The following is a 6,469-nucleotide window of genomic DNA, read 5'->3' as shown; positions in this document are numbered from 1 at the left end:
CATCCAAGCTCGTGTTGATCGCCGCGACCAGGCGCATCGCCGACAGCGAATCCCCACCCAAATCGAAGAACGAGTCATCAACCCCGACCCGCTCCAGCCCCAACACCTGGGCGTAGATACCGGCCAGGATCTCCTCGACCGCACTGCCCGGGGCCCGATACCCACCAGCGGTGTACTCGGGTGCCGGCAGGGCCCGGGCGTCGAGCTTGCCGTTGACCGTCAACGGCAATACATCGAGGACCACCACCGCGGCCGGGACCATAAAGGCCGGCAACCGCTCGCCCAGCGCCGCACGCAGCTCAGCCGGGTCGGCGGCCCCGGTCACATAACCCACCAGCCGCTTAGCACCGGGGCGGTCCTGGCGGGCCACCACCACCGCCTGCTCCACCCCCTCGCACCCGGCCAGCACCGCCTGAACCTCACCACACTCGATGCGATACCCGCGGATCTTGACCTGCTCATCAGCACGCCCCACATACGCCAACTGCCCATCCGGACGCCACCACACCAAATCCCCGGTGCGATACATCCGTTGTCCCGGCGCCCCAGACCCCCCGAACGGGCACGCCACAAACCGCGACCCGGTCAACCCCGCCCGGCCCACATATCCATAGGCCACCCCGGCGCCGGCCACATACAACTCCCCAACCACACCCGCCGGCACTGGCTGCAACGACCCATCGAGCACGGAGAAGCCGAGATGGGCCAACGGCACACCGATCGGGCTTACAGCGTTGCCGACATCGTGGGCAAGGATCTCCCGGAATGAGGCGTGCACCGTTGTCTCGGTGATCCCGTACATGTTGATCAACCGCGGTAAATCCGGATGGCTGTCGAGCCAAGCGCCGAGGCGTTGCGGCTCCAGCGCCTCACCGCCGAAAATCACGGCCTCCAGCTTGAGCTGACGGCCCAGTTCAGGCGACAGCCCATCGGCGGATTGCAGCGCATAGAACGCCGACGGGGTCTGGCTCAGAACATTGACTTCTTCCGCAACCAGCAAGGCGTGCAGCTCTTCTGGTGAGCGCACCACCGGGTCAGGTACCAGCACCAGCCGTCCACCGTAAAGTAACGCGCCCCAGATCTCCCACACCGAAAAGTCAAAGGCCAGGGAATGGCACTGTGTCCAAACCTGTCCCGCGGACATCCCCAACTCGGCGTCCAGCGTCGCTAGCAACCGAGTCACGTTGCGGTGCGGAATGGCCACACCCTTCGGGGTTCCCGTGGTGCCCGAGGTGTAGATCAGGTACGCGATGTCGTCGGGCGCCGGTGCGGGCAATTCGGTACTGGGTTGGCTCCCGACACCTGGGTCGTTGACAACAATGACCAACAGACTGCGGCCATCCAGCCGATCCGCCAAATCTGTCGTGGTGATCGCCGCGATCGGCGCGGCGTCATCGAGCACGAACCCGACCCGTGCCTCTGGCACTGCTGGATCAATTGGCACATAAGCCGCTCCGGCTTTCACGACCGCCAAAATCGCGACGATCGCCTCAGCCGACCGGGGCAACAACAGCGCAACCCGCTGGCCCGGACCCACGCCTTGGCCAACCAGCAAGTGCGCCAATTGGTTAGCTGCTTCGTCAAGCTCGCGATAGCGCAACGAATTACTGCCCCAGCTGACCGCCACCGCCTCCGGAGTCCGCGCCGCCTGCTCGGCAAACAATGCCGGAATTGAAACCGGCGGGCTCTCCGGCGCGGTCAGCTCCGATCGATTACCCCACTTCTCCAACCGGACGCGCTCAAGATCATCCAGCACATCCACTGACGACAGGCGCCGCGCCGGATCACCGGTCATTGCCACCAATACCCGGCGTAACCGCTCGATCAACGTCTGGATGCTGGCGGCGTCGAACACATCGGTGCGGAACTCCACCGCGCCGCCGATCCCGGCAGGCTCCCCGGTCTCGCTCCAGCGTTCGGCCAACGAAAACGACAGGTCCACCCGCGCGACGCGGGCGTCTACCGGCAGCGGGGTGACCTGCAGGTCACCGAGCGTCAATCCTGCGGTCGGATCACTGGTATCCCCAGGTAGGTTTTGCCAGGCCAACATGACCTGCACCAGCGGATGATGGGTCAGGGATCGGGTGGGGTTGAGCCGCTCGACGATCACTTCGAAGGGCACGTCTTGGTGCTCGTAGGCGGCCAGGCTGCGGCCGCGCACCTGATCCAGCATCTCGGCGACAGCGGGATCACCGGCCAAATCAAGCCGCAGCACCAGGGTGTTGACGAAAAACCCCACCAGCCCGTCCAGTGCAGGATCACGCCGTCCGGCGATCGGGAACCCCACCGCCACATCACTATTGGAGCTGAGCTTGGCCAGTAGCACCGCCAAGGCGGCTTGGACCACCATGAAACTGGTCGCGTTGTGCTCGCGAGCCAGCCGGGCGACCTGCTGCTGCAGCTCGGCGGGCCAGTCCACCATTACGGTGGCACCGCGCTGATCGGCAACCAGCGGATAGGGCCGATCAGTCGGGAGCGCCAGCCGCTCAGGCATTCCCGCCAGGGCCTTCTCCCAGTAGGCCAGCTGCGCTGCGATTCGACTCTGGCTGTCGTCGAGATCACCGAACTGAGCGCGCTGCCACAGTGTGTAATCGATGTACTGCACTGGCAATTCGGTCCAGCCTGGCGCTTGGCCGGCACACCGGCTGGCATACGCCGCGCCCAGATCATTCACCAGCGGGGCGACCGACCAGCCATCGGCGGCGATGTGGTGCGCAACAGCCACAAGTACATGATCATCGTCGGCAACACGGAAAAGCCTTGCACGCAAAGGAATCTCGGCAGCCAGGTCGAAAGTGTGCCGCGCCGTCTCTTGGACGGCCTCTTCCAGACGGCTGGCCGGCCACGCGGTGGCGTCGACGGCCTGCCAACCAAAGTCGGCCCGCTCGCGCTCGATCACGCGTTGTTCGGGAATCCCGTCGGGGGCGGTAACCAGCGTACGCAGACTCTCATGGCGGCCCACCACATCAGAAAGCGCGGCGGCCAACGCGTCGGCATCGAGCCGCCCGCGTAACCGCAATGCCACCGCCAAGTTGTAAACCGGTGAGGGGCCTTGCAATTGGTCGATGAACCACAACCGGTTCTGGGCGAACGACAACGGCACCACTGCAGGCCGCTCGACGGGCACCAGCGGCTCGAGCCGATCCTCGTCCGCACCAAGATGAAGGGCCAACTGGGCCACTGTGGGCGCCTCGAACAGGGTGCGCACCCGAAGGCCGCTGTCCATACCGGTGTTGACTGCGGCGACGAGGCGCATCGCCGCCAGCGAATCCCCGCCCAGATCGAAAAAGGAGTCGTCCACCCCAACCCGCTCGAGGCCGAGCACTTGGGCGTAGATGCCGGCCAGGATTTCCTCGGCGGGCGTGCTCGGAGCGCGGTAACGATCGGTGTCGTCGTACTCCGGTACCGGCAAGGCCCGTTTGTCGAGTTTGCCGTTGACCGTCAAGGGCAGCGCCGTCAATGCCACCACCGCAGCCGGAACCATGTAGGCCGGCAATCGCTCGACCAACGCCGCACGAACGGCGGCCGGCTCGGCTGTCCCGGTCACATACCCCACCAGGCGCGCTTCGCCGGGCCGGTCCTCGCGGGCGATCACCACCGCCTGCTCCACACCTTCGACGCCGGCCAGGACGGCCTCGACCTCGCCGGGCTCGATGCGGTATCCGCGGATTTTGACCTGCTCGTCAGCGCGCCCAAGGTATTGCAGTTGGCCGTCAGCACGCCAGCGCACGAGGTCGCCGGTGCGATACATCCGCGACCCCGGCGTCCCGAACGGGCATGCCACAAACCGTGATCCGGTCAACGCCACCCGGCCCAGATAACCCAGCCCCACACCGCGACCGGCCACATATAACTCCCCGACCACGCCGGGGGCCACCGGCCGTAACCACTCGTCGAGGACGAACAGCGCCGCCGTCGATACCGGTGCGCCGATCGGCACCACGTCGACCCCGACTTTCAGCGGCGCACTCATCGAGGCATACACCGTGGCCTCAGTGGGCCCGTAAGCGTTGATCACCACCCGGCCGGACGCCCACCGATCCACTAGCTCCGCTGAGCAGGCTTCACCGCCGAGCAGCAGCGCCACCGATTCCAACCCGTTCGGACTGAGTGCGGCTGCGGCAGAGGGGGTTTGGGTAAGCACGTTGACCCGTTCGCGGACCAGCAGCGCGTGGAAGTCGTCCGGTGAGCGGACCACCGAATCGGGGACCACCACCAGCCGCCCGCCACCTAACAGCGCGGCCCAGATCTCCCACACCGAGAAGTCGAAGGCGTACGAGTGACATTGCGTCCACACCTGCGCCGCCGGCAGGCCGGGAGGCGACGACGCCGCCAAATGGTTCAGGTTGTGGTGGGTGATGGCCACCCCTTTGGGCGTACCGGTGGTGCCCGAGGTGTAGATCAGATAGGCGATGTCGTCAGGGCCCGGCAGCGGCAACGTGGTGCTGGGCTGGGTCTCAATGACGGGGTCGTCGACATCTATGACCAGCAGGTTGAAACCGTCTAGCCGCGAACACAATTCGGTGGTGGTAATTGCGGCGATCGGAGCGGCGTCATCGAGCATGAACCGGACTCGCACTTCCGGGAGTGCCGGGTCGATCGCGAGGTAAGCCGCTCCGGTCTTCAGCACCGCCAGCATGGCCACGACGGCCTGGGCGGAGCGCGCCAACAGCAACGCCACGCACGCGCCTGCGCCGACACCATGGCCGACCAGGCAGTGCGCCAACCGGTTGGCGGCCTCGTCGAGTTCCCGATAGCTCATCGAATGGGGCCCGAACGTCAGCGCCTCCGCCGCCGGTTTACGGCCAACCTGTGTGGCGAACAGCGCCGGAACCGACACCGCGACCGGCGCGGGGTGAGCCAACGCGGTCCTGTTGCCCCACCCATCCAGGTGGGCGTGCTCGGCCTCATCGAGTGCGTCGATCGAAGAGAGCCGGCGGGTGGGGTCGGCGGTCATCGCCGCCAACACCCTGCGTAACCGCTCGATCATGATCTGGATGCTGGCAGCGTCGAAGACATCGGTGCGAAATTCCACCGCCCCGCCGATCCCGGCTGGCTCACCGGTCTTGCTCCAGCGTTCGGCCAATGAAAACGACAGATCCACCCGGGCGGTACGGGTGTGCACCGGCAGCGGGGTGACCTCCAGGTCACCGAGCATGAACGCGGGGATGGCGTCTCCGGTGTCCCCGGTTACGTGTTGCCAGTCCAACATCACCTGCACCAGTGGGTGATGGCTCAAGGATCGGGTGGGGTTGAGCCGCTCGACGATGACTTCGAAGGGCACGTCTTGGTGCTCATAAGCGGCAAAGCTGCGCGCCCGCACCTGATCCAGCACATCGACGACGGTGGGGTCGCCGGTCAGATCGACTCGCAGTACCAAGGTGTTGACGAAGAAACCCACCAACTCATCGAGAGCCGGCTCGCGCCGTCCGGCGATCGGGAACCCCACTGCCACATCGGAACTGGCGCTCAGCTTGGTCATCAGCAACGCCAGCGCGGCCTGCATCACCATGAAGCTTGTCGCGCTGTTCTCCCGAGCCACCCGGGCGACCTGCTCCTGCAAATCGACGGGCCAGTCCACCGCCACGCTGGCGCCATCTTGGTCAGCCACCAGCGGGTAGGGCCGGTCGGTGGGCAGCGTCAGCCGTTCGGGCATTCCCGCCAGGGCGTTCTCCCAGTAGGCCAGCTGTGCGGAGATGGGACTGTCGCTGTCGTCGATATCGCCGAGCTGCTCGCGCTGCCAGAGTGTGTAATCCGCATACTGCACCGCCAACGGCGCCCAGCCCGGCGCGTCTCCGGCAGACCGGCTGACGTAGGCCGCCCCCAGGTCGTTGATCAGCGGGGCGACCGACAAGCCGTCGGCCGCGATATGGTGCACCACCCCCACCAACACGTGTTGATCCTCGCCGACACGAAAAAGTCGGGCCTGCAACGGGATCTCAGTCGCCAGGTCAAACGTATGCCGCACCGTTTCCTCGACGGCCTCACCCAGACGGCTTTCCGACCAGCCGGTGGCATCAATGACCTGCCAGCCGAATTCAGCCTCCTCGGGAGGCAATACCCGCTGCCGGGCTATTCCGTCGACCGCGGGGAACACTGTTCGCAGGCTCTCGTGGCGACCCACCACATCGGCCAGCGCCGCACCCAGCGCCGCCGTACCAAGACGCCCGCGCAGCCGCAACGCCACCGCCATGTTGTAAACCGGTGAGGGACCCTGCAATTGGTCGATGAACCACAACCGGTTCTGCGCGAACGACAACGGAACCACCGCCGGCCGCTGGCGCGCGGTCAGTGCCGCCTGTGCGGGTTCCGTGTCGTGCGGCTTGATTCGTTTTGCCAGCCTGGCCACGGTGGGTTCGTCGAATACTGCTTGGACTGCGACCTCGATACCCAGTTCGGCCGTGACTCGCGCTGCCAGTCGCATCGCTAACAGCGAATGCCCGCCGAGGTCGAAGAACGAGTCATCGAC

1 protein-coding gene is annotated in these 6,469 nt (G+C 65.9%); it reads right to left on the bottom strand.

Going from position 1 to position 6,469, the window contains the following annotated elements:
• Positions 1 to 6,469 (bottom strand): amino acid adenylation domain-containing protein (locus WAN02_RS13535; RefSeq protein WP_422264705.1); only part of this gene is annotated, 6,469 nt, incomplete at both ends.

Origin of the sequence: Mycobacterium sp. (assembly GCF_049281135.1) — a bacterium.
Taxonomy (GTDB): domain Bacteria; phylum Actinomycetota; class Actinomycetes; order Mycobacteriales; family Mycobacteriaceae; genus Mycobacterium.
The sequence above is the reverse complement of the archived record's forward strand: the minus strand, read 5'-3'. Positions and strand labels throughout refer to the sequence as shown.